Source organism: Ralstonia sp. 22111 (genome assembly GCF_052045895.1).
In the GTDB taxonomy this organism is placed as follows: domain Bacteria; phylum Pseudomonadota; class Gammaproteobacteria; order Burkholderiales; family Burkholderiaceae; genus Ralstonia; species Ralstonia wenshanensis.
The window spans coordinates 124626-147091 of the sequence record NZ_JBQEPR010000003.1 but is presented as its reverse complement, the minus strand read 5'-3'; the positions used below and the strand labels follow the sequence as shown (position 1 = coordinate 147091).

16 protein-coding genes and 1 riboswitch are annotated in these 22466 nt (G+C 64.6%); of the genes, 9 read left to right on the top strand and 7 right to left on the bottom strand.

Annotation, left to right across the window (positions count from 1 at the left end; genetic code table 11):
* Positions 1 to 208 precede the first annotated feature (208 nt).
* On the bottom strand, positions 209 to 1129 hold the full coding sequence (locus ACTJK4_RS09735) for a sugar kinase (RefSeq protein WP_440077326.1): 921 nt from the start codon (positions 1127 to 1129) through the stop codon (positions 209 to 211).
* A gap of 11 nt (positions 1130 to 1140) precedes the next feature.
* Positions 1141 to 2418, bottom strand: a complete 1278-nt coding sequence (locus ACTJK4_RS09730; protein WP_440077327.1) for an amino acid deaminase — start codon at positions 2416 to 2418, stop codon at positions 1141 to 1143.
* Between the two features lie 162 nt (positions 2419 to 2580).
* Between ACTJK4_RS09730 and ACTJK4_RS09725 the strand changes: the two genes are divergently transcribed.
* The 5 genes from ACTJK4_RS09725 (at position 2581) to ACTJK4_RS09705 (ending at position 7473) form a co-directional block, all read left to right on the top strand.
* Complete coding sequence (locus tag ACTJK4_RS09725) at positions 2581 to 3450, top strand: MurR/RpiR family transcriptional regulator (protein ID WP_024542574.1); 870 nt, start codon at positions 2581 to 2583, stop codon at positions 3448 to 3450.
* Between the two features lie 13 nt (positions 3451 to 3463).
* Positions 3464 to 4948 carry a D-aminoacylase gene (locus ACTJK4_RS09720; protein WP_440077328.1) on the top strand — a complete coding sequence of 495 codons (1485 nt, stop codon included), beginning with the start codon at positions 3464 to 3466 and terminating at the stop codon, positions 4946 to 4948.
* Positions 4949 to 4990: 42 nt separating this feature from the next.
* Positions 4991 to 5377, top strand: coding sequence for a RidA family protein (locus ACTJK4_RS09715; RefSeq protein ID WP_009240594.1), 387 nt, complete (start codon positions 4991 to 4993; stop codon positions 5375 to 5377).
* 82 nt (positions 5378 to 5459) lie between these two features.
* Positions 5460 to 6812, top strand: coding sequence for a GntT/GntP/DsdX family permease (locus tag ACTJK4_RS09710; protein ID WP_232039782.1), 1353 nt, complete (start codon positions 5460 to 5462; stop codon positions 6810 to 6812).
* Between the two features lie 34 nt (positions 6813 to 6846).
* The gene (locus ACTJK4_RS09705; RefSeq protein WP_440077329.1) at positions 6847 to 7473 is read left to right on the top strand and encodes a bifunctional 4-hydroxy-2-oxoglutarate aldolase/2-dehydro-3-deoxy-phosphogluconate aldolase; all 627 of its coding nucleotides are present in this window, start codon (positions 6847 to 6849) and stop codon (positions 7471 to 7473) included.
* A gap of 35 nt (positions 7474 to 7508) precedes the next feature.
* On the opposite strand, the gene ribB is transcribed toward ACTJK4_RS09705, so the two are convergent.
* A complete protein-coding gene (gene ribB / locus ACTJK4_RS09700; RefSeq protein WP_440077330.1) occupies positions 7509 to 8234 on the bottom strand; it encodes a 3,4-dihydroxy-2-butanone-4-phosphate synthase in 726 nt (241 codons plus the stop codon).
* Positions 8235 to 8360: 126 nt separating this feature from the next.
* Positions 8361 to 8516, bottom strand: a riboswitch (FMN riboswitch).
* Positions 8517 to 8607: 91 nt separating this feature from the next.
* A complete protein-coding gene (locus tag ACTJK4_RS09695; protein WP_440817771.1) occupies positions 8608 to 9840 on the bottom strand; it encodes a Zn-dependent hydrolase in 1233 nt (410 codons plus the stop codon).
* A gap of 350 nt (positions 9841 to 10190) precedes the next feature.
* On the opposite strand from ACTJK4_RS09695, the gene ACTJK4_RS09690 reads away from it, so the two are divergent.
* Positions 10191 to 11885, top strand: coding sequence for a glycosyltransferase family 39 protein (locus ACTJK4_RS09690; protein WP_440817769.1), 1695 nt, complete (start codon positions 10191 to 10193; stop codon positions 11883 to 11885).
* 85 nt (positions 11886 to 11970) lie between these two features.
* On the opposite strand, the gene ACTJK4_RS09685 is transcribed toward ACTJK4_RS09690, so the two are convergent.
* The 3 genes from ACTJK4_RS09685 to ACTJK4_RS09675 all read right to left on the bottom strand — a co-directional run bounded on the left by ACTJK4_RS09685 (position 11971) and on the right by ACTJK4_RS09675 (position 14532).
* Positions 11971 to 12411, bottom strand: a complete 441-nt coding sequence (locus ACTJK4_RS09685) for a putative hemolysin (protein WP_316879414.1) — start codon at positions 12409 to 12411, stop codon at positions 11971 to 11973.
* A gap of 119 nt (positions 12412 to 12530) precedes the next feature.
* Entirely contained in the window at positions 12531 to 13817 is a 1287-nt protein-coding gene (locus ACTJK4_RS09680) for an ATP-binding protein (RefSeq protein ID WP_232039788.1), read from the bottom strand.
* A complete protein-coding gene (locus tag ACTJK4_RS09675) occupies positions 13801 to 14532 on the bottom strand; it encodes a response regulator (RefSeq protein ID WP_232039789.1) in 732 nt (243 codons plus the stop codon). The genes ACTJK4_RS09680 and ACTJK4_RS09675 overlap by 17 nt, the downstream gene beginning before the upstream one ends.
* Positions 14533 to 14785: 253 nt before the next feature.
* On the opposite strand from ACTJK4_RS09675, the gene ACTJK4_RS09670 reads away from it, so the two are divergent.
* Genes ACTJK4_RS09670 through ACTJK4_RS09660 form a run of 3 tightly spaced genes read left to right on the top strand, consistent with a single transcriptional unit; the run spans position 14786 to position 22464 of the window.
* Entirely contained in the window at positions 14786 to 16174 is a 1389-nt protein-coding gene (locus ACTJK4_RS09670; protein ID WP_440817764.1) for an MdtA/MuxA family multidrug efflux RND transporter periplasmic adaptor subunit, read from the top strand.
* Between the two features lie 57 nt (positions 16175 to 16231).
* Complete coding sequence (locus tag ACTJK4_RS09665; protein ID WP_440817762.1) at positions 16232 to 19366, top strand: MdtB/MuxB family multidrug efflux RND transporter permease subunit; 3135 nt, start codon at positions 16232 to 16234, stop codon at positions 19364 to 19366.
* Positions 19363 to 22464, top strand: a complete 3102-nt coding sequence (locus ACTJK4_RS09660) for a multidrug efflux RND transporter permease subunit (protein WP_440817759.1) — start codon at positions 19363 to 19365, stop codon at positions 22462 to 22464. Before ACTJK4_RS09665 ends, ACTJK4_RS09660 begins: the two co-directional genes overlap by 4 nt.
* Positions 22465 to 22466 lie beyond the last annotated feature (2 nt).

Sequence of the window (22466 nt, the reverse complement as noted above, 5' to 3'; positions counted from 1 at the left end):
ATGCGGTTATACGGTCCGCGCCCCGAGCGGCACGTCGATATGCCGCCCGCCTGAGAGCGACATCGGAGGTCAATTGTCATTGGTCCGCAATCGATGACCGTGGCTGACTCCTCCAGGCCAGACAACGCAATTCGCCTGAAAGCAAAACGCCACCGCGTCGCAGTACGGTGGCGTTTTGCGTGCGGTAACAGACTCAGGAAATCGCCCTTCAGGCTGGCAGCCCCAACGCCGCCCGCACAACCTCCGCCCGAGGAATCGGCGCCACAGCGCTATACCCCGTCGTAGAAATCGCAGCCGCCACATTGGCATACCGTGCCGCCTCTACCGGCGAATCCCCGGCAACAATCCGCGCCACAAACGACCCGCCAAAGCAATCACCCGCGCCGGTCGCATCAATCGCATTGACCGTATGACGCGGCACCAGCGTACGCGCGTCGGGCGTGGCCACGTAGCAACCTTCCGCGCCCATCTTGAGCGCCACCAGTTTCACGCCCCAGCCGAGCAGCGTATCGACAATGCCGTCACGGTCATGACAATCGAGCAGCACCGTCACGTCATCCCAACTCGGCAGGCACAGATCGCACGTGCGCATCGCTTCCTGCATTACGGCACGGGCACGCGCCAGCGGCCACAGGCGCAAGCGCAGGTTGGTGTCGAACGAGACGAGCACACCCGCCGCGCGCGCATGCGCCATCGCTGCCAAACCCGCGTCGCACGCAGTGTCGCTGATCGCCAGGCTGATCCCCGACAGGTGAAACGCCTTGGCCGCCGCAATGGCCTGCAGCGGCAGTTGCGCCGTCTGGAAACGGCTCGCCGCAGAGCCTGCACGCAGGTAGTCGAAATGGTGACCTCGCGCATCGTGCGAAACGAAGTACAGGCCTGTGGGCGCCTGCGCATCAGTGTGCACGTAGGTATGGTCCACGCCTTCGTCCTGCCATAGCGCGCGCAACGCCTGGCCGAATCGATCAGCACCCACCGCGCTGATGTAGCCCGTGCGTGCGCCCTGCCGTGCCGCAGCAATGCAGAAGTTCGACGTGTCGCCACCGAAGCCGAAATTCCACGACGTGCTGCCGGGATCCGCCTGGTTGAACTCGATCAGCGCTTCGCCATAGGCGAGGATGTCTGCCATGGGCGCCCCGCTCAGAAGTAGGTCTGCACAACGTCGACCACGTTGTAGGCGTCGTCAACGACAGAAATCTGGCGCCACTTGTCGAACGTGAGGCACGGGTGCGAGATATCGAAGGCGATCATGTCGCCCACCTTGATGTCGTCACCCGGGGCGATCTTCAGGTAGGCGTGCTGATCCATCATGCCGGTGACTTCCCAATGCGCGGGTGTGGCTGACGGCGCCTTGTCGCCCGGGCGGAAATGCAGCACCGGCAGCGGCAGGCCCGCGTCGAATGCGGCATCACGCTTGCCCATGGCAATGATGGCGCGCTCAGCCTCGGGCACGGATTGCACATAGGCCCAAAGCTGGAGCGCCGGTAGCAGGCTCGAACGCATCTTGTGCGCGATGGGGTTGTTGGCGTCGATACGAGCCTGCGCCGCACGGTAGATGCCCACGTCGTGCGTCAGATAGCAACCCGGGCGCAGCACGACATCCAGCGGCTGGCCGATATTGGCCTTGGCGAACTCTTCGGCCACGACGTCGTACCAGGCCGATCCCGCGCCGGTCAGCACGGCAGGCGTGCGTTGCAGACGCTCGTCCTTTGCAAGGTCACCCATCACCTTTACCGCGCGCTGCAGGAACGCGCGGATATCCGCCTCCTCCTTGATCACGCCTTCATAGACTTCCACGCCCGCGAGCTTGACGGCGCCATTGGCACGCGTGAGCGCATCGAGCACCGTTTGAAGTTGCGCGTCGTCGCGCACGCCGGTGCGGCCGCCCTGCACGCCCAGTTCGATCAGCACCTGAATCGGGCGCCCCGCCTTGCCGAAGAAGGCGGCAAGCTGATCGACCTGGTCCGCCGCATCCACCAGACAGAAGAACTCGAACGGCGGATCAGCCAGCAGCTCGGCCAGGATGGCCATGTTGCGCTTACCGACCAACTGGTTGGCCATCAACACGCGACGCACGCCGTGGGCATACGCAATGCGTGTCTGGTGCGCCGTTGCGAGCGTGATGCCCCATGCACCGCCTGCCAACTGACGCTGGAACAGGCGCGGGGCCATCGTCGTCTTGCCATGCGGGGCGAGCTTGGCACCGTATTCGCTCACGAAGCGCTGCATCCAGGCCAGGTTGTGCTCCACGCGCGATTGCGAAAGCACTGCCGCAGGCAGGTTCAGGTCTTCGTTCAATACATTCCAGCGCTGGGCAGCAATCTGCTCCGGCGCGCATGCGGCCTCCAACGCACCCAAACCCTTGTCGAGCGGGTTGACGAAGGCCTGGGCGTCTCCTTGGTACTTTGTATCACTCATGGGAATCGGCTCGCGTTCCTTTGGGGGTAAACATCGGGTTGACACAATGATAGCGGCGAAATTATTCTCCGGGCCAGCCTGTTACAAAGTACCAAAGCACTCTTCAAGCCGCTATCCGGACGACTACCGGGGGCCAGAATGCGCGACCCTAAGCCCGACCCCATGCGTGAACCGATGGACATCGTGACCCGACTCTCCCAGCGTGCCGCTGAACTGCGCCCCGCCGAGCAGAAGGTCGCGCAGACCGTCCTGAGCGACATTGCAGAAGCCGCCGCCGGCAGCATCCAGACGCTCGCCGAGCGCGCCGGCGTGAGTGAGGCTAGCGTCACCCGTTTTGCCAAAGCGATGGGTTGCCGCGACGTGCGTGAACTCAAGCTCAAGCTAGCGCAGGCGGCCGCAGTCGGCCAGCGCTTTCTGGATGGCGGCGCGGACCGCCCACCTTCGAGCGCCGACGGCATCCTGGCCGACATCAGCAATGTGCTGGAGGCCAACCGCGCGCTGGTGCAGCCCGAGGCGTTTCGCGCCGCGGCAGTGGCGTTGGTGGCGGCGCGCATGATTGCCGTATTCGGCATGGGTGGCGGCTCGACCACCATGGCTGACGAAATGCGCTACCGCCTCGCCCGCTTGGGACGGCCGGTCACCACCTATCATGATTCGATGCTGCAGAGGATGGTTGCGGCCACGCTCAGCCCGGACGATGTGGTGGTTGTGTTCTCCGTGACCGGCCACGTGCCGGAGGTGATCGACAGCGTGACCATCGCGCGCGAGTACGGCGCCCGGATCGTCGCCATCACGGCCATCGGCTCACCGCTGGCTGCGCTGGCCGATGTCTTGCTGCCGATCCAGGCCATGGAAACCGATTTCATCTTCAAGCCGTCGTCATCGCGCTACGCCATGATGATGATGATCGACCTGCTGGCCACCGAGGTCGCATTGCAGCAGGCCGATCGCAGCAAGGAGCTCTTACGGCGCATCAAGTACGTGCTCGATGCGCATCGCGGCGGCGGCAATCGCCAGCCGCTCGGAGATTGAGCAGGAGCAGCACATGCAGCAGTACGACACCGTCATCCGTCAGGTCCGCATTGTGGACGGCAGCGGCCACGAACCCGAGGCCACGCTGTTCGACGTGGCCATCACCGACGGCCGCATCGCCGCCATCGCCACATCGGACTCCACCGCCTGGCTGGGGGATGCGGAAATCGCCGGCGAGGGCCGCGTCCTTGCCCCCGGCTTCATCGACGTGCATACGCACGACGACACCAACGTGATCCGCACGCCCGACATGCTGTGCAAGGTGTCGCAGGGCATTACGACCGTCATCGTGGGCAACTGTGGCATCAGCGCGTCGCCGGCCACGCTCAAGGGTGAACCGCCCGACCCGATGAACCTGCTGGGGCCCGCCAGCGCATTTGCGTACCCGACCTTTGCGTCGTACGTGGAAGCCGTGGAGCGCGCACACCCGGCCGTGAACGTGGCCGCGCTGATCGGCCACACTGCGCTGCGCAACAATCACCTGGACCGCCTCGACCGCCCTGCCACTGCCGATGAAGTCGAAGGCATGCGCGCACAGTTGCGCGAGGCACTCGATCACGGCGCACTGGGCCTGTCGACCGGCCTGGCCTACGCCAACGCCTTTGCTTCCACTACCGAAGAAGTGATGGGCCTGGCCGAGCCGCTGGCCGAGGCCGGCGCCATCTACACAACGCATCTGCGTACCGAATTTGCCGCGATTCTCGACGCGATGGACGAGGCGTACCGTGTCGGCAAACATGCGCGCGTGCCGATCGTGATCTCGCACCTGAAGTGCGCGGGCGCGGCCAACTGGGGACGCGCGGGCGAGGTGCTGGAATCCATCGAAGGGGCGCAGCGCTATCAGCCCGTGGGGTGCGACTGCTATCCGTACACCGCAAGCTCGTCCACGCTGGACTTGAAGCAGGTGACGGATGAATTCGACATCTTCATCACGTGGTCGGAGCCGGAGCCGGGCATGGCCGGACAGACGCTCAAGGAGATTGCCGCCGCGTGGGGCACCGACCTGATGGACGCCGCGCGCCGCCTGCAGCCGGCCGGCGCCGTGTACCACAACATGTCGGCGCAGGATCTGGACCGCATCATCACGCACCCCGCCACGGTGATTGGCTCAGACGGCCTGCCGAACGATCCGAAGCCACATCCCCGCCTGTGGGGCGCCTTCCCGCGCGTGCTCGGCTACTACAGCCGCGAGCGCAAGCTGCTCTCGCTTTCGGCAGCCATCCGCAAGATGACAGGCCAGTCGGCCGAGCGCTTCGGCCTGACTGAACGCGGCCTGGTGCGCGAGGGCTACTGGGCCGATCTCGTTTTGTTCGACCCCGAAACGGTACGCGATGTCGCCACCTTTACCGATCCGCAGCAACCCGCGGCGGGTATTGCGGCAGTGTGGGTCAACGGCCATCTGTCGTATCAGGATGGCGCCGTGCAGCCGCATCGTGCCGGGCGCTTCCTTAGGCGCGGGCCGCGTGCGCAGGCAGTTGCAGCCCCGGAAGTCCACTGAAATCCGAGTTTGTTTGAGAGTTTTGAAAGAAGGAACGTAGCGATGACGATTACCCGAATTGGCGTTGAAGGCGGCACCGGCACCGGTGGCCAGCACCTGCCCTTTGCCCGCGCGGCCGGCGCAGACGGCTGGCTGTTTGTCTCGGGCCAGACGCCCATGGTGAACGGCGAGGTTGTCGGCAACGGCATCGTCGAGCAATCGCACCAGACCATCAAGAACGTGCTGGCCATCCTGGCTGAAGCGGGCTACGGCCCCGAGCACGTCGTGCGCTGCGGCGTGTGGCTGGATGATCCGCGTGATTTCCAGTCGTTCAACAAGGTATTCAAGGAGTACTTCGGCGCCAACCCGCCCGCGCGGGCGTGCGTGGTGTCGAGCATGGTCATCGACTGCAAGGTCGAAGTCGATTGCGTGGCGTACAAGAAGCCGTAATCCGTAGTCCAGAAAGGGGCGCCCTGCACGACGGGGCCCCCATCAAAACAAGAGCCGTGAATATTCCCGAGGAGGAAACCAGATGGTCCCGATGCAAGGCAACTCGCTATTGCTGACCGCCGCGCTGGCGGTGGTGGCGCTGATCTACCTGATTGCTGTTCAGAAACTGAACCCGTTCGTCACGCTGATCGTCGTCTCGCTCGCGCTGGGCGTGGTGGTCGGCATGCCGATGGGCAATATCGTCAAGGCGTTCGAAACCGGCGTGGGCGGCACGCTCGGCCACATTGCGCTGGTGGTGGGCCTCGGAACGATGCTCGGCAAGATGATGGCGGAATCCGGTGGCGCCGAGCGCATCGCCAAAACGCTCATCAGTGCCTTTGGCGAGAAGAACGCGCACTGGGCCATGATGGTCGTCGCGTTCATCATCGGCCTGCCGGTGTTCTTTGAAGTCGGTTTCGTGCTGCTGATCCCGATTGCCTTCAACGTGGCCAAGCGCACGGGCACGCCGATCCTGATGGTCGGCCTGCCGATGGTGGCCGGCCTGTCGGTGGTGCACGGTCTGATCCCCCCGCACCCGGCCGCGCTGCTGGCGGTGACGGCTTATCAGGCGGACATCGGCAAGACCATCATGTATGCGCTGATCGTCGGTCTGCCGACCGCCATCCTGGCCGGTCCGCTTTGGGCGATGCTGGTCTCGCGCTACGTCAAGCCGGACGAGAACAACCCGCTGGCCGCACAATTTGTTGAATCCGACCAGAAGCGCGAACTGCCGGGCTTTGGCGTGACGCTGTTCACGATCCTGCTGCCGGTGGTGCTGATGCTGATCGGCAGTTGGGCCGACCTGATCGCCGCGCCCAAGACGCTGGCGAACGACATCCTCAAGCTGGCCGGCAACTCCGTGATGGCCCTGCTGATTGCCGCTATCGTGAGCTTCTACACGTTCGGCAAGGCACGGGGCTTCAATCGCGAGACCATCCTCAAGTTCACCAACGAGTGTCTGGCACCGATCGCCACGATCACGCTGGTGGTGGGCGCAGGCGGCGGCTTCGGTCAGATCCTGCGTGACTCGGGCGTGTCGAAGGCCATCGTGGCTGTCGCCACCGATGCCCATCTGTCGCCGTTGCTGCTCGGTTGGGTGGTGGCTGTGCTCATCCGTATTGCCACGGGTTCGGCCACCGTTGCCATGACGACCGCCTGTGGCATCGTCGCCCCGATCGCCGCAGCCTCGGGCGCCGCCGTCAAGCCGGAGCTGATGGTGCTGGCCACCGGCGCCGGGTCGCTGATCCTATCGCACGTGAACGACGGCGGCTTCTGGCTGGTGAAGGAATATTTCAACCTGACCGTGCCGCAGACTTTCAAGACGTGGACGGTACTGGAAACCATCATCTCGATCGTCGCGCTGCTGCTCACGCTTGCGCTGGCGACCGTCGTTTAAGCTTGTTCCGTTGAAGTTGATCTAGGAGAACGTTGTGGGTATCGATTCCGTCGTCAAGGCCGGCCCCGTCATCCCGGTGCTGCAGTTCCAATCTGTCGATGAAGGCGTCAAGGTGTGCCGCGCGCTGTACGAGGGCGGTATCCGCACGTTCGAGATCACGATGCGCACGCCGGTGGCGCTGGATGTGGTCCGTGCGGTGGTGAAGGACCTGGGCAGCGATGCCATCGTCGGCGCCGGCACGCTCACGCGGCCGGAGCACTTTGTGCAGGCGCGCGATGCCGGAGCCGTGTTTGCCGTGTCGCCCGGCATCACGACGGCACTCGCGCTGGCGCAGGCAGAGTCGGGACTGGACTGGCTACCGGGCATCATCACGCCCTCAGAACTGATCACTGCGCTGGAGTTCGGCCTGACCACGCTGAAGTTCTTCCCGGCCGAAGCGGCTGGCGGCATCCCGATGCTCAAGTCGATTTACGGGCCGTTTGGCGATGTGCGTTTCTGCCCGACCGGCGGCATCACACCGCAAAGCGCGCCCGAGTACCTCGCCCTGCCCAACGTGGTGTGTGTCGGCGGCTCGTGGATGGTGCCCAAGGACAAGGTCGCTGCCGGCGACTGGGCAGGCATCACGGCGCTCGCCAAGGAAGCGGCCGCGCTCAAGCGGTAATCAACGTCACCTCTCTCGCGCGGCCGGCTTTGGCTTTAGACGAAGCTGACCGCGCGCTCCATCTGCTCCCGATATTGAACGATGTCTTCAATGGTCAGCACCGGCAGGTTGTGCTGATCGGCGAAGCGCACCGCGTCGTCACGGCGCGCCATGGTGCCGTCGCGCAGCATCAATTCGCACAGCACGGCGGCCGGCGGCAAGCCTGCCAAGCGTGCCAGGTCGACCGAGCCTTCGGTATGGCCACGCCGCGCCAGCACCCCGCCCTCCCTTGCCACCAGCGGAAACACGTGCCCCGGGCTGACGACCGATTGCGTATCGGCATCTGCCGCGATGGCCGCGCGGATGGTCGTGATGCGGTCTGCGGCAGACACGCCGGTGCTCACGCCTGTGCGTGCCTCGATCGACACCGTGAACGCCGTGCCGTATTGGCTGCGGTTGTCTTCCACCATCGGGCGCAAGCCGAGCGATGCGCTCTTCTCAGCCGTCAGGCACAGGCAGACGATGCCACTGCACTCGCGAATCAGCATGGCCATGCTGGCCTGCGTGAGCTTGTCGGCAGCGACGATGAGGTCGGCCTCGTTCTCGCGGTCGGCATCGTCGAGCACGACAACGGGCACGCCGAGGCGCACGGCATCGAGGGCGGCGGCCATGCGCGCAGGCATGTCGGCCGGGTCGAAGCGGGCGTCGAAGGCATCAAGAATCACATTGCTGACAGGCAATGCGGGCGGGTGAACCGCAGGGGATTGCTGAGTGGACAACATGGAAACGCTCCTCGCAAGATTGGCGACAAGACGTTCCAGGGCAAGCAGACAAACACGCGCGAGCCATACAGCGGCGCAGCCCGGCACAAGGCCAGGCGCGCGCCTGTAGCACGGGCGTGTTGTTCCGCACATCTTCTTCCATCCGGACTCTGACCGTCGGCCCCGGCATCTCACCGGATCTGCTGACCCTTGCATGCAGGCGCATGCAAGGCGCTCGCGGGCTCACGGACACATGGTCCGCATACCGCCGGTGGGGAATTCCACCCCGCCCTGAAGACGTACTGAACCGGCAGGATCGCCGGCAAGCGCAATGCTACCGCAACAGGTTGCAACGATTCGACCCTACTGACGGGTCGGGCAAAGCGCTATCTCGCTAGCTCGCTCTCTGTGCCCGAGCCAACATGGCGTGCAGCAGCACATCGGCGCCGCGCGTCACATCTTCGGGCAACGCATCTTCGGCTTCGTTGTGGCTCAGACCGTTGACGCACGGGATGAAGATCATCGCCGTCGGGCAATGCTTGGCGATCTGGATGGCGTCGTGCCCCGCGCCGCTCACGATGCGCTGATGCCGGTAGTCGAGGGCTTCCACCGCATCGGCCACCGCCTTCACGCAAACGGGGTCGAACGGCGTGGCCGGGCTGACCCAATGCTGGTCGATCTGCACGGTTAGGCCACGGCGCTCGGCAATGTCGGCAAAGCGCTCCCGCAGCGTGGACTCCATCTCGGCGATGCGCACGTCTTCGTGGTGGCGCAAGTCCACCGTGAAAATCAGATCGGCGGCGATGGTGTTGCGCGAAGCATTGCGGATGCCGAGTTCGCCAATGGTCACCAAGCCGTGCGGGGCAAACATCTCGACCAGCGTTTCCAGCGACGCGGCCATCTCCGCTGCCGTGAACGTCGCATCGCGCCGGAAGCGCATTGGCGTGGTGCCCGCATGCGCCGCCTGGCCCTGCACGCGCACATCAAGCCAACGGATCGCCTGCCCACCCGTGACGACGCCAATCGGCACGCCGTTCTCTTCCAGGATCGGCCCTTGCTCGATATGCGCCTCGAAATACGCATCGAACGGCGTACCGGGGATGGCGCGTTCGCCTGCGTAGCCGCTCGCCACCAGCGCATCGGCCACAGAAACGCCTTGCCCATCGCGCAAGGCCAGTGCCTGTTCCAGCGGCATCACGCCCGCAAATGCAGCAGAACCCAACATGGCGGGCGTGAAGCGTGCCCCCTCTTCGTTGGTCCACACAACAATCTCGATGGGCTTATCGGTTTCGATGCCCGCGTCGTTGAGCGTGCGCACGACTTCCAGCGCGGCCAGCACACCGTAGACACCATCGAAGCGCCCGCCTTCGGGCTGCGTGTCGAGATGGCTGCCGCTCGCCACGGGGCGGGCTTGCGCCAATTTGCCGGCGCGGCGCGCAAACAGATTGCCGACGCGGTCGGCGCTGAGCGTCATGCCCGCGTCTTCGCACCAGCGCGCGAACAACGCGCGGCCGGCCACGTCTTCTTCTGTGAGCGCCAAGCGCCGCACACCGCCTTTTGGCGTGGCACCGACCGCCGCCATTTCCATCAGGCTCGACCACAGCCGCGCCCCGTTGACCTTCAACATGTCTCCATTCCTTTGCATGCACGCCGACCGGCTCGGCGCATTCAGCCGTCTTTATCTGGCAATCGCAAAATGCGCGTCAAATTGCGAATGTTTATTCGGCCTATAAGTCAGGCAAATACTGCTGGCGTAAAGCGTGCATTCCGTCGTTACGGAGACAGGCGCTGAAGGCCAACGGCGAAAAGTGTGCGTCGCGGATTCCGGCCGAGGCACTCGTGGAGGTAGGCGTCGACCGGGTCTTTATCCATGCATGCGAGAGGCCAGGGCAAGACATTTAGCCAGGCTGACGATCCGCTAACCCTGCATCGACTAGAATCCAAGCCTTTCCGACCGTGCTTGCTATCGCCCCCCGCATGGAATCCCGCCCAGTCTCCTCCCGCCGCTCGCCATGGATGGCGTTGCTTGTCGTCGCGCTCGTCGCCGTATTCCTCGCGCTGTGGACGGACGACCTGTTCCAGCGATCCACCCTCTTCCGGCCAGATGAAGGCCGCTATGCGGAGATCCCGCGCGAGATGGTGGCTTCCGGTGACTGGGTGACGCCCCGCCTGAACGATCTCAAATACTTCGAGAAGCCGCCCCTGCAGTACTGGACGACGGCCGCCACGTTCCAGGCGTTCGGCGTCAATGCCTGGGGCGCGCGCCTGTGGCCAGTGCTGTTCGGCCTGGGTGGGATCCTGATGACGGCCTGGACGCTGGCGGCCTATCGCGGCGGGCGCACGGCGGCAACGGGCGCGGCGATTCTCGCCTCGTCTCTGTTGTATCTGCTGTTCGGACAGGTCATCACGCTCGACATGGGCGTGGGTTTTTTCCTGACGGTCGGTGCGTGCGGCTTCGCGCTGGCGCAGCGGCCCGGTGCATCGCGTCGCGGGCAGCTCGCGTGGATGCTCGTGGTCTGGCTGGCGCTGGCGGGCGCGACGCTCACCAAGGGCTTGATCGGGCTGGTCGTCCCGGGCTTGATCGGCGTGGCCTACCTGCTGATGACGCGCGACTGGGCACTGATCCGCCGCATGCATTGGCTACCCGGCCTTGCGCTGTACCTGATCGCCACGGTGCCGTGGTTCGTCGTCGTGCAGGAGCGCAACCCGGAGTTCTTCCACTTCTTCTTCATCCACGAGCATTTCGAGCGCTTCCTGACCAACGAGCACCATCGCAGCGGCAAGTGGTGGTACTTCATAGCGGTGGGCCTGGCTGGGCTGCTGCCGTGGACGCCTCTGCTGTTTGCGGCCATCGGCCGGCGCATGGGGCGCGTGGCGGATCTGTTCGTCGGCACACGACAATTTGACCTGATGCGCTGGTCGATTGCGTGGGCGGGAATGATTTTCCTGTTCTTCTCGATATCCAACTCGAAGCTGCCGGGCTACATCGTGCCGGCCTTCCCCGCACTGGCGATTGTGCTGGCCCTGGCGCTGGAGAAGATGCCCACGCGCGCTGTTGCGTGGTCGCTGGGCGTCAATCTGCTGATCGCCGTCGGCCTGTGGTTTGCGGTGCCAATGATCGGCGCCAAGGCTGGCGCGAAAATGCCCGCCCAACAGGTTGCGGTGGCCATGCCTGCGTTGCGCGAGGTGATGGTCATGCTGGCCGTCGGTACGCTGGCCGCTCTCATGGCGCTGCGCTGGCAGAAGCGCACCGTGGCCGTGATCGTGCTGTCGATCTCGGCCCTGCTCTGCTGGGACCGCGTGCTCAACGCCAGCGAGATCTTCCGCGATGCACTGTCCGCCCGCGACGTCATTGAAAAAACCTTGAACGCAACGGGCCCGATTCCCGACGAAACCCCTTTCTACTCGGTCGAGTGGCTAGATCAGACGGCCATCTACTACCTAGGTCGACCGATGACGCTGGTCTCGGGCTTTGACGAATTGGAGATGGGCGCCGGCTTGGAGCCGAGCAAGGTCATTGCCACCACGGACGAATGGATCAAGCGTTGGACCGATGGCCCTCCTGCCTACGCATTCATGCGTCGCTCGACATGGCAGAAATTGCATGACGCCGGCGTGCCGATGCGCCTGGTGGCGGAATCTGCCGACAAGGTGGTGGTGGCGCGGCGGTAGGCGCATCTCCAAACAATCGCACCCTCCAAACGAAAGGGCCGCAACATCAGCGGCCCTTTTTATTGCCTGCGGCAACTGCCGCCACTTACCACGTGCAACTGCCGCGCAGGAACGCCCATTCCTCGCATTCATCTCCGCCTGGGCTGACGCAGGTTCCCACGTCAGCCCCGTTGGCACGCGTGGAAAACTCAAGTTGACCGCCACGCTGCAGACAATACGTGGATGCCGGATTCGCCATGCCCGGCGTTGCGCGCGGGGGTTCGGTGTCCGCGGCGGGCGGTGACGCGTAAGCCGGCGGTTGCGCCGGTACCGGCTGCACGGCCGGTGAAGGCGGCAGCGTCGTAACGGGTGCGGGTGCGGGTGCAGGTGCGGGCGGTGGCGCAGGCTGGATGGTCATGCGCGGCGGCTGCCACGGAGGCATCGGCGACGAGCAGGCCGCCAGGCCCATCGCCAGCACACACGCGGCAACGGCGGCGGTTATGCGGGCTTGGCCGGCATCCTTGACGAGACAGACAGCGCGATTCATGCGTTTTCCTCCCGGAGTTCTGGTGAACGCACGCAACAAGCGTGCTTGCCTCGCCTAGGATAGCTCACGCAATCGCTTGCCCGTGTGTCAGTCGGGCAATCAGTCGGGCGATCGGGCGATCAAGCCGCCGCTGTTGAGGCCGGAAACCGCATGGTGACGCGAAACCCCGGCGACGGCGCGTCCGCGGCCGACGGGCCGACCGCGAGATCCCCCCCCAGGTGGCGCACCAGCCGATCGACGATTGCCAGCCCCAGCCCGCAATGCGCATTGCCGCCGCGCGCCGGATCCAGGCGCACAAAAGGCCGCATGACGCGGTCAAAGTCGGCAGCGGGGATGCCAGCACCGTGGTCTTCCACCGTCAGCGTATAGCCGGTTTCGTCCGCCGCGGTGCGCACGTTGACCGGCTCGGCGCCATACGCGAACGCGTTGTCGAGCAGATTGACGACGATGCGCTCAAGATGCGTCGGCTTGAGGCGGAAGCGATCGCCAGCATGCAGATCGAGCGCGACATGTTTGCCCTGCTCGGCAAAGGGCTGCACCAGGCCGCGCAGATGGCGGTCGACCGACACCTCGCGCGCCTCGCTGTCGCCGCTCTGCGCATAGGCGAGGAACTGCTCGACGATGGCCGACATGGATTCGACATCGCGTTCGATACCGGCGCCGGCTTTCTGGTCAGCCAGCATTTCGGCACGCAGGCGCAGGCGCGACAGCGGCGTCTTCAGGTCGTGCGCAATGCCGGCCAGCATGGTGTTGCGCTCTTCGTCGGCAGCCGACAGGTCAGCAGCCATATGGTTGAACTGGTCGGTCAACTGGCGGAGTTCGTACGGGCCGCGCTCCTTGAGCGGTGCCACGTAGCGGCGCCGGGCCAGCGCACCCGCAGCATCGGCCAGCTCGCGCACGGGGCGCTGGATCTGCCACGCCGCAAACAGCGAGAACGCGATGGCAATCGCCAGCACCACCATCACGCCCGGCACCACAGCCGAGATGGTGGGCGGCGCATGCACCCACACCAGGGGCATGGCAATCCACTTGTTGCGCTGCGAAAAACGCACGAACACGCGTGGCGTGGGGCCTGCTTCGAGCCGCAACTGTGTGTCGGACGGCAAACGGCGCGCCAGTTGTCGCACCAACTCCGCAGACTTGTCCGATGCCGAAGACGCTTCGCCCGAGGGCGGCTCATCGGTTTCGGTCACGAGATCGGGCAGCTTCACATGCAGATGGCCGTCCATCGCTGCCTGGAAGGCCTGCAACTGGAACGCCATCTGATCTACCGAAGCCTGGAACTGTCGCTCGCGGCGCTCGGCGCGCAGCACGCCCAGCCACGAGAAGTGGCTCAGCACAAGCACCACCACGATCAGCACCGCCAGCCGGCCGAACAGCGTGTCGAATCTAGCCTTGAACTTCATTGGCCTCTTCCCGCTCATCCGGCACAAAGGTGTAGCCGCGGCCGCGCACGGTCTGGATGTATCGCGGGCGCTGGGCGTCCTCTTCCAGCACGCGACGCAGGCGCCAGATCTGTACGTCGATGCCCCGATCGGACACACCGCTGCCCGGTCCGTACATCAGCTCGACGATGTGCTCGCGCGTGAGCACCTGCATCGCATGCCCGATCAGCAGCTTGAGCAGCGCGAATTCGGTATCGCTGATCGACAGTGCGGTGTCGCCGCGAAACAGCGTGCGCATGCGGAAGTTGAGCTTGAACGGGCCGAAGCTGAAGCTGTCGCGGTCTTCCGGTGCGGAGGCCGGCACGGAAAGGCGCCGGCGCAGCACCGCGTTGATACGGGCGAGCAGCTCGCGCGGCGAGAACGGCTTGCCGAGATAGTCGTCGGCGCCGATTTCCAGGCCGATGATGCGATCGATCTCATCGCTGCGGGCCGTGAGCAGGATGACAGGCACATCGTCATTGCGAGCGCGCAGGTCGCGCAGGGCGGACAGGCCATCCACCTTGGGCATCATCAGGTCGAGCACGACAAGGGCCGGGCGCTCCCGTTCGAGCCGGGCGCCCAGCCCATCGCCGTCGTGCAGCACGGAAACGGCAAAACCCTGCTGGGTCAGGTATTCGCGCAGAAGGTCGCGCAGTTCGACGTCGTCATCGACGACCAGGATCTTGGTGCCGCTCATCTGTCTGGTGGAGTGTCTGGTAGACGCAGGAAGGTGTGCTCATGATAGCGATTGTGGCCACCACGAATCGCGCGCACTTTCACCATATTGTTTCGCCCGGTAACACCGCGATGGGTTTGTAATCTGCCGTAATAGAACCCGCTGCGCGACTCATTCTTCGCAAAGACGTTGCCTTTAAGCTGCGGTTTGACTGGCACGGGCGCCAGCTATCATGTGCGCTCGTCCCCATATTGCTAAGAACAGGAACGCCAACATGTCCGATCCCAAGGACCAGAAGCCCGGCCAGTTTGACGACGCCGGCCGCCGTACGCACGAGGGGACAGAGACGCCCAACGAGGTGTCTTCGACGCTGCTGCCGCCCCCGCGCGAAGGTGGCAAGCGCCGCCGCTGGGGCATCTGGGTGGTGATCATCATCCTGGTGTTGATCGGCTATGCGGTCTATCACGCGAAGTACCGCAACGCGGGCGGCCCCGGTGGGCGAGGTGGCCCCGGTGGCCGCGGCGCGGCCATGGCCGGCAAGCCGATGCCCGTGATGGTCGGCACGGCCGTCAAGGGCGACATCAACGTGGTGCTGTCGGCGCTGGGCAATGTCACGCCAGTCAACAACGTGACGGTCAAGACACGCGTGGACGGCCAGCTCGTGCGCCTGGCGTTTACCGAGGGCCAGACCGTCAAGGCTGGAGACCTGCTGGCCGAGGTCGACCCGCGCACCTATCAGGCGCAGCTCGCGCAGGCGGAAGGTCAGCTTGCGCGCGATCAGGCGCTGCTGCAAAACGCCAAGCTCGACCTGCAGCGCTACCAGACGCTGCTTTCGCAGGATTCGATCTCGAAGCAGCAGGTGGATACGCAGGCGGCGCTCGTGCGCCAATACGACGGCACGGTCAAGCTGGACCAGGGCAACGTCGACAACGCCCGCGTGCAGCTTTCCTACACGCGCATCACGGCACCGGTGTCTGGCCGGGTTGGCCTGCGCCAGGTCGATCCGGGCAATATCGTGCATGCGTCGGACACCAACGGCATCGTCGTCATCACGCAGATCGACCCGATCACGGTCATCTATTCGATTCCCGAAGACAGCCTGCCCAAGGTCATGCCGCGCCTGCAGTCCGGCGACAAGCTGCCGGTGGAAGCGTGGGACCGCGGCCAGACCACGCAGCTCGCGCGCGGCGTGCTCATGACAGTGGACAACACCATCGACAACACCACCGGCACGGTGAAGCTGCGCGCGCAGTTCCCGAACCAGAACGCGATGCTGTTCCCCAATCAGTTTGTGAACGTGCGCATGCAGGTGGATACGCTGCGCGACGTGGTGATCGTGCCGGGCGCCGCCATCCAGCGCGGCACGCAGGGCACCTTCGTCTACGTGGTGGGAGACGACAACAAGGTGGCGCTGCGCGTGGTCAAGCTGGGCGTGACCGAAGGTGAGCGCGTGTCAGTGGCGCAAGGCCTGCAGCCCGGCGAGCGCGTGGTGATCGATGGTGCCGACAAGCTGCGCGACGGCTCGCCGGTGGAGGTGATCCAGCCGGGTGCCGGCCCTGCCAGTGCCCCCGCAGCGGGCCAGGGTCACCAGGGCGGGCGACATCGCCGCGGCCAGGGCGGTGCTTCAGCACCCGCCGCGAGTGCCCCGGCCGCCAAACCGTAAGCCCTGAGTCGTGCATTGCGTGCACGCGCCTGACGAAGTCTTCTGTTCCGAGCTGGCATGAATCCCTCCCGAATCTTCATCCTCCGGCCCGTGGCGACCACGCTGTTGATGGTCGCCATCCTGCTCTCGGGCCTGGTGGCTTATCGGATGCTGCCGCTCTCTGCGCTGCCCGAAGTCGATTACCCGACCATCCAGGTCACGACGCTGTACCCGGGTGCCAGCCCCGACGTGATGACGTCGTCCATCACTGCGCCGCTCGAACGCCAGTTCGGGCAGATGCCGGGCCTTAAGCAGATGACGTCGTCCAGCTCGGGCGGCGCCTCGGTCATCACGCTGCAGTTCGATCTGTCGCTCTCGCTCGACATTGCCGAGCAGGAGGTGCAGGCGGCCATCAATGCGGCCGGCAACCTGCTGCCGAACGACCTGCCGATGCCGCCGATCTACAGCAAGGTAAATCCGGCCGACGCGCCGATCCTCACGCTGGCGATCACCTCCAACACGATGCCGCTGCCCAAGCTGGAAGACCTTGTCGACACGCGCATCGCGCAGAAGCTGTCGCAGTTGCCAGGCATCGGCTTGGTCAGCATCAGCGGCGGGCAGCGGCCGGCCGTGCGGATCCAGGCCAACACGTCGGCGCTGGCGGCGCTGGGGTTGTCGATTGACGACATCCGCACCGCCATCGGCACGGCCAACGTCAATGGGGCAAAGGGCAGCTTCGACGGCCCGACGCGCGCTTCCACCATCGACGCGAACGACCAGCTCAAGTCGGCCGCCGAGTACGGCAAGATGATCGTCGCGTACAAGAACGGCGCGCCCATCCGGCTGACCGACGTGGCACAGATCGTTGATGGCGCCGAAAACAGCAAGCTGGCCGCCTGGTCCAACACCACCCCGGCCATCATCCTGAACGTGCAGCGCCAGCCCGGCGCCAACGTGATCGAAGTGGTCAACCGCGCCAAGGCTCTGCTGCCACAGCTCAAGGAGACGCTGCCCGGCAACGTGGAAGTGTCGCTGCTGACCGATCGCACCACGACCATCCGCGCCTCGGTATCCGATGTGCAGTTCGAGCTGATGCTCGCCGTGGCGCTGGTCGTGATGGTGATCTTCCTGTTCCTGCGCAACGTGCCGGCCACGGTCATTCCGGCAGTGGCGGTGCCGTTGTCGCTGGTCGGTACGTTTGGCGTGATGTACCTGGCAGGTTTTTCGATCAACAACCTCACGCTGATGGCACTGACCATCGCCACGGGCTTTGTGGTGGACGATGCCATCGTCATGATCGAAAACATCGCCCGCTACATCGAAGACGGCGACCCGCCAATGGAGGCTGCGCTCAAGGGCTCCAAGCAGATCGGTTTCACGATCATCTCGCTCACGTTCTCGCTCATCGCCGTGCTGATTCCGCTGCTGTTCATGGGCGACGTGGTTGGGCGGCTGTTCCGCGAGTTTGCAATCACGCTTGCAGTGTCGATCCTGATCTCGGCCGTGGTGTCGCTCACGCTCACGCCGATGATGTGCGCACGACTGCTCAAGCACATTCCCGAAGCTGAGCAATCGCGCTTCTATCACGCTGCGGGCGCGTTCTTCGACAACGTCATCGCGCGGTACGGCCGCATGCTGCAATGGGTGCTTGATCGGCAGAAGACCACGCTGCTGGTGGCCATCGGCACGCTGGTCCTGACGGCCCTGCTCTATGTGGTGGTGCCCAAGGGTTTCTTCCCGGTGCAGGACACCGGCGTGATCCAGGGCATTTCGGATGCGTCGCAGTCGATCTCGTTCTCGGCCATGGCCGAGCGGCAGCAGAAGCTGGCCGAGGTGGTGCTCAAAGACCCTGCGGTCGAGAGCCTGTCGTCGTTCATCGGCGTGGATGGCGTGAACACCACGCTCAACAGCGGCCGCATGCTGATCAACCTCAAGCCGAAGGATAAACGCGACGCCGACGCCACCGAGATCATTCAGCGCCTGCAGCCCGAATTGGCCAAGGTGGCGGGTATCTCGCTATACATGCAGCCGGTGCAGGACCTGACGATTGAAGACCGCGTGAGCCGCACGCAGTACCAATTCACGGTGGAAGATCCGGACCCGAACAACCTTTCGAAGTGGGTGCCGAAACTCGTTGAACGCCTGCAGCAGACCAACGAACTGCGCGACGTGGCGAGTGACCTGCAGGACAACGGCTTGCGCGCCTACGTACAGGTCGACCGCGACAAGGCGGCGGTGTACGGCATCACGATGGCGGCGGTGGACAGCGTGCTGTACAGCGCCTACGGCCAGCGCCTGGTTTCGACCATCTTCACGCAATCGAACCAATACCGCGTGGTGCTCGAAACGGACCCGAAGATGCAGCTTGGGCCGCAATCGTTGTATGACCTGCACGTGGCATCGAGCAGTGGCCAACAGATTCCGTTGGGCGCGTTTGCCACGGTGGTAGAACAACCGGGCTCGCTGGTAGTGAACCACCAGGGGCAATTCCCGGCGGCCACCATTTCGTTCAACCTGGCGCCGCATGCATCGCTGGGGGCAGCGGTCGACACGATCAATGCCGTCGAACAGGAAATCGGTCTGCCGGCCAGCATGCAGACCAGTTTCCAGGGCGCGGCGCTGGCGTTCCGTGCGTCGCTGTCGAATCAGTTGTGGCTGATCCTGGCCGCTGTCATCACGATGTACATCGTCCTGGGCGTGTTGTACGAAAGCACGATCCACCCGGTGACGATTCTGTCGACGCTGCCGTCGGCCGGCGTAGGTGCCCTGCTGTCGCTGCTGGTGTCGGGCAAGGACATGGGCATCATCGCCATCATCGGGATCATCCTGCTGATCGGTATCGTCAAGAAGAACGCGATCATGATGATCGACTTCGCGCTGGAGGCCGAGCGCGAACAGGGCATGGCCCCGCGCGACGCCATCTACCAGGCGTGTCTGCTGCGCTTCCGTCCGATTCTGATGACGACCATGGCCGCCCTGCTGGGTGCCCTGCCGCTGATGCTGGGTACCGGCGTGGGCTCCGAGTTGCGCCAGCCGCTGGGGATCACGATGGTGGGCGGCCTGCTGGTCAGCCAGGTGCTGACGCTGTTCACCACGCCGGTCATCTATCTGGCCTTTGACAACCTTGGCGAACGCCTGCGTGACTGGCGCGCCCGCCGTGCTGCCCGACGCCACGGCGCCGCAGGCACCAACCAGTCTGGCGGACCGCGATGAATCTGTCCGCCACCTTCATCGCCCGGCCTGTTGCCACGGCGCTGCTGACCATCGGCGTGGCGTTGGCCGGTATCGCAGCGTTCCGCTTGCTGCCGGTATCGCCGCTGCCGCAGGTGGACTTTCCGACCATCTCGGTCAACGCATCGCTGCCGGGCGCCAGTCCTGAAACCATGGCGGCTACCGTGGCAACGCCTCTGGAACGCTCGCTCGGCCGCATCGCGGGCATTACCGAGATGACCTCGTCCAGCTCGCTCGGTTCGTCACGGATCACGCTGCAGTTTGATCTGTCGCGCGACATCGACGGCGCCGCACGCGACGTGCAGGCCGCCATCAATGCGTCGCGCAGCCTGCTGCCCTCCGGCTTGCCGAGCAACCCGACGTATCGCAAGGTCAATCCGGCCGATGCTCCGATCATGATTGTGGGGCTGACGTCCGACACCAAGTCGCGCGGCGAGCTGTACGACGCGGCCTCGACCATCCTCGCGCAGAAGCTGTCGCAAGTGAACGGCGTGGGTCAGGTCACCATCGGCGGTGCGTCGCTGCCGGCGGTGCGGGTAGAGCTGAACCCGATGGCGCTGAACAAGTACGGCATCTCGATGGAGACCGTGCGCACCGTCATCGCCAGCACCAACGCAAACAAGCCCAAAGGCATGATGGAATCCGGCGAACGCGTCTGGACCATCTACGCCAACGACCAGGCCAAGAAGGCTGCCGAATATCAGTCGCTCATCGTCGCCTGGCGCAACGGCTCGCCGGTGCGGCTGGCCGACGTGGCAGACGTCAGCGACAGCGTGCAGGACATCCGCAATTACGGCTCAGCCAACGGCAAGCCATCGGTGCTGCTCATCATCAGCCGGCAGCCTGGCGCCAACATCATCGACACGGTCGACCGCATCAACGACATCCTGCCGTACCTGCGCAATACCATTCCCGCGCAGATCAACCTCGATGTGATGATGGACCGCACGCCCACCATCCGCGCCTCGCTCAGAGATGTGGAGCGCACGCTGGTGCTGTCGATCGCGCTGGTGATCATGGTGGTGTTTTTGTTCCTGCGCAACGTGCGGGCAACGCTCATTCCGAGCGTGGCCGTGCCGGTCTCGCTCATCGGCACATTCGGGGTGATGTACCTGTGCGGCTATAGCCTCGACAACCTCTCGCTGATGGCGTTGACCGTGGCGACAGGCTTTGTGGTGGACGACGCGATCGTAGTGCTCGAGAACGTCTCGCGCCACATCGAAAACGGCATGCGGCCCATGCAGGCCGCGCTCAAGGGCGCGCGCGAGGTCGGCTTTACTGTGGTGTCGATGAGCCTGTCGCTGATTGCCGTATTCATCCCGCTGCTGATGATGGGCGGCATCGTCGGGCGGCTGTTCCGTGAGTTTGCGGTGACGCTGTCGGTAGCCATCCTGGTGTCGCTGGTGGTGTCGCTCACCACCACGCCGATGATGTGCGCGCGCTTGCTCAAGCCCGCCGCCGAGGAAGAACACGGCTGGTTCCACCGCAAAACCGAAGGCTTCTTCACCCTCTTGCTCGACATCTACCGCAACTCGCTGGCGTGGGCGCTGCGGCACAGCTGGCTCACGCTGCTGATCCTGCTGGCCACGGTTTGCCTGAACGTCTACCTGTACATCATCGTGCCCAAGGGGTTCTTCCCACAACAGGACACAGGCCGCGTGATCGGCAACATCCAGGCGGACCAGGCCATCTCGTTCCAGGCCATGCGCACGAAGGTGACCGATTTCATCCACATCATCCAGCAGGACCCTGCGGTTGAAAACGTGGTCGGCTTCACGGGCGGCAGCCAGCGGAACAGCGGCTTCATGTTCATCCAGCTCAAACCATTGGCCGAGCGAAAGCTCTCCGCCGACCAGGTGATCAATCGGCTGCGGGGCAAGCTGGCACGCGAACCAGGCGCGAGCCTGTTCCTGCAATCGGTACAGGACATCCGCGTGGGCGGCCGGGCCAGCAATGCCCAGTACCAATACACGTTGCAGGCCGATGACCTGAACGAGCTGCGCGCGTGGGACCCGAAGATCAAGCAGGCCCTCACGCAGGTGAAATCGCTGACAGACGTCAACACCGATACGCAGGACAAGGGCTTGCAGACGTCCCTCGTCATTGACCGCGACAAGGCAAAGTCGCTCGGCATCAACCCGAGCGATGTCGACAACGCGCTGAACAACGCGTTCGGACAGCGCCAGGTGTCGACCATCTACAACCCGCTCAACCAGTACCGTGTTGTGATGGAAGCCGCGCCGCAGTACTGGCAGAACCCCGACGGCCTGCGGGACATTTACCTCATCACATCGACGGGCGCGCAGGTGCCGCTGTCGACCTTCTCGCATTACGAGCCCACCAACACGGCGCTGGCGGTCAACCACCAGGGCCAGTTCGCGGCGAGCACGATCTCGTTCAACCTGGCGCCGGGGGCTTCGCTGTCGGGTGCCACGCAGGATATCCAGGACGCGATGAACCGCATCGGCGTGCCGTCCTCCGTGCACGGCAGCTTCCAGGGCACCGCCAAGGCGTTCCAGGATTCGCTCTCCAGCCAGCCCGTGCTGATCCTCTTTGCGCTCATCACCATCTACATCGTGCTGGGCGTGCTGTACGAGAGCTACGTGCACCCGATCACGATTCTGTCGACGCTGCCCTCGGCGGGTGTGGGCGCGCTGCTGGCGCTGATTATCACAGACACGGATTTTTCGATCATCGCGTTGATCGGCGTGATTCTGCTCATCGGCATCGTCAAGAAGAACGCGATCATGATGATCGACTTCGCGCTGGAGGCCGAGCGCAGCCAGGGCATGAGCCCGGCGGATGCGATCTTCCACGCCTGCGTGTTGCGCTTCCGGCCGATCCTGATGACGACGATGGCCGCTCTGCTGGGCGCCCTGCCCCTGGCACTTGGCCGTGGCGACGGTGCGGAACTGCGCACGCCGCTGGGCATCTCCATCGTCGGCGGGCTGCTGGTCAGCCAGATCCTCACGCTCTACACCACGCCGGTGGTCTACCTGGCGCTCGACCGGCTGCGCCTGCGTCGCGCCGGCCGCAGCAAGGACACACCGCTGCCCGCATTGGATTCGCAAGGAAGCTGAAC